Here is a 1,836-nt window from a genome sequence, read left to right on the forward strand (position 1 = left end):
TCAAATTTAATCGGCATAGGATAAGAATGACACCAGAAAAGGATCGCTCAAGGGATATTTAAGATCGAGTGACAGTGATTACGACAAAAATTTTGTGTGTCAATCTGCTCCTGCAAATACATATAAGATCACGATCGCTCTTAGGTGTCAAATAAACCTATTGATTGCTTAAAAAACGTTCGCGATCTTGCCCTGCCTCGTGATACCTTCACTTGTTTTTTGGCAATGCTACCCAAGCTCCATCTACTTTGGTCAATATAATAAGAACTTCCCATTCCCCTGTTTTTCTGGACTTACCCAAAACTGCACTCATTTCTTTATCTTTGAATTTTTCATCACCTGATTGAAAGTTAAATAAATCGACAGAGCTATAAGGACCAGAATGCGCAGCAGGTACGGTTACATAAAACCCAGAGTCTTTATTGACCCCTTCGTATTCACCTCGTTCAAAAGCAACCTGTATTGCTTCCGACTGGGGGACGATTGAACAACCAGTTTGTAGCAGTACAAGACTAACAATAAACACTAAAGTTTTCATATTTACTCTTCTCCTATTTCATCGTTTATATATTGTAATATTTCACCTGGCTGACAATTTAATTCCTTGCATATTGAATTTAAGGTTGTCAATCTAATAGCTTTTGCCTTTCCTGTTTTTAGAATTGAAATATTTTGTTCGGTAATACCTACTCGCGAAGCAAGTTCATTCGACTTCATTTTTCGCTTCGCAAGCATTACATCTAAATTAACAACAATAGTCATATTGTATATTTCTGTTCTTCTTTTATGATTGCTGCTTCTTTCATGATCCAGGAAATAATAACAATAACTGATCCGGAAACCAAAATAGCAATATCTGAAAATTCAAATTGGAGGACTATCATTCGCTCACCATACTGATTTCCAAAAGTTAATACAGCACTAATAAATGCTATAAAAATTAATTTGGCCGCTACCCAACCAATCAGGCTATAACCAAACCGCAAAATATATTCAGCATTTTTATGAGAAAAAACAATTTTTTTTCTATAAAGTTTGAATAGATTTTTTAGGTTGAATATTCCATATAAGGCTGGAATGGCTAAGATCAAGCTTACGACTAAACCGAAAAACAAAATCATTGCGGAAAGTGGCTTATTAACTGGAACCGGAAGCAACTGGTCTGTAAAACCAACTGGCAAGTGATTAAAAAACGCCCAATATATTGAAATAATTAATGGAATACTAAAAATCAAAAAATTTAATATGGATTGAAATGTGCCACTAACACGCTGCAGTCGACTTGTATTTTCGCTAGCACTACTCATGACCTATGACCTATGATTGAAAAGACCAGTCAAGAATAAATTTTTTTAACTCGAAAAGCAATATATAATTATCGTTTATCAATAAATTCATGCTCGCTTACTCTAGCTCTACCCTAATTTGCTAGCCAGCTTTTTGGGCAACTATAAATACTGACTCATAGCTAGCCTGTACTGGACAACCAAAAATGGACATATATGGTCACCTCGGTTTTAGCAAGGGCAATGCGTCCTCTTTCTGTTGTTTTTTACTAAATAAATGCGCTTGTCGTTTTTCACCTTTCACAGCAGGTTTTTAGCTACTAATGGTTCGCGGTCTTGCGACATATATCCGGCGTCAGTTGCGCCCTAATGAGATCCAAATTGACGTCTTACCCTCCTAGGCACCCAGGGTGCTGACGGATTCCCTCATAATTTAAGCATCGCTGTTTGATGGATCACCCGTATATATTCGTAGATTGCCCACTGTATATCTGCGCTACTTATTCGGTGGTCCCGCCGCCTTAGCACCTCTTTTGCGAGCCGTGTTATT

General features: G+C 37.1%; 3 protein-coding genes. All 3 read right to left on the minus strand.

The window, feature by feature from the left end; translation table 11 throughout:
- Positions 1-208: 208 nt before the first annotated feature.
- From Q4519_RS21535 to Q4519_RS21545, 3 genes are read right to left on the minus strand one after another with little or no spacing between them, the layout of a single operon-like run.
- A complete protein-coding gene (locus tag Q4519_RS21535) occupies positions 209-538 on the minus strand; it encodes a hypothetical protein (protein ID WP_303515959.1) in 330 nt (109 codons plus the stop codon).
- A gap of 2 nt (positions 539-540) precedes the next feature.
- A complete protein-coding gene (locus tag Q4519_RS21540) occupies positions 541-762 on the minus strand; it encodes a helix-turn-helix transcriptional regulator (RefSeq protein ID WP_303515961.1) in 222 nt (73 codons plus the stop codon).
- Positions 759-1,307 carry a DUF2975 domain-containing protein gene (locus Q4519_RS21545; RefSeq protein WP_303515963.1) on the minus strand — a complete coding sequence of 183 codons (549 nt, stop codon included), beginning with the start codon at positions 1,305-1,307 and terminating at the stop codon, positions 759-761. Before Q4519_RS21545 ends, Q4519_RS21540 begins: the two co-directional genes overlap by 4 nt.
- Positions 1,308-1,836: the final 529 nt, after the last annotated feature.

The sequence above is a fragment of the Motilimonas sp. 1_MG-2023 genome, assembly GCF_030547455.1.
Taxonomy (GTDB): Bacteria; Pseudomonadota; Gammaproteobacteria; order Enterobacterales; family CBDFNC01; genus Motilimonas.

Coding starts and splice junctions, on each gene's coding strand:
- Q4519_RS21535 (WP_303515959.1), bottom strand. CDS start 538: ATGAAAACTTTAGTGTTTATTGTTAGTCTTGTACTGCTACAAACTGGT.
- Q4519_RS21540 (WP_303515961.1), bottom strand. CDS start 762: ATGACTATTGTTGTTAATTTAGATGTAATGCTTGCGAAGCGAAAAATG.
- Q4519_RS21545 (WP_303515963.1), bottom strand. CDS start 1,307: ATGAGTAGTGCTAGCGAAAATACAAGTCGACTGCAGCGTGTTAGTGGC.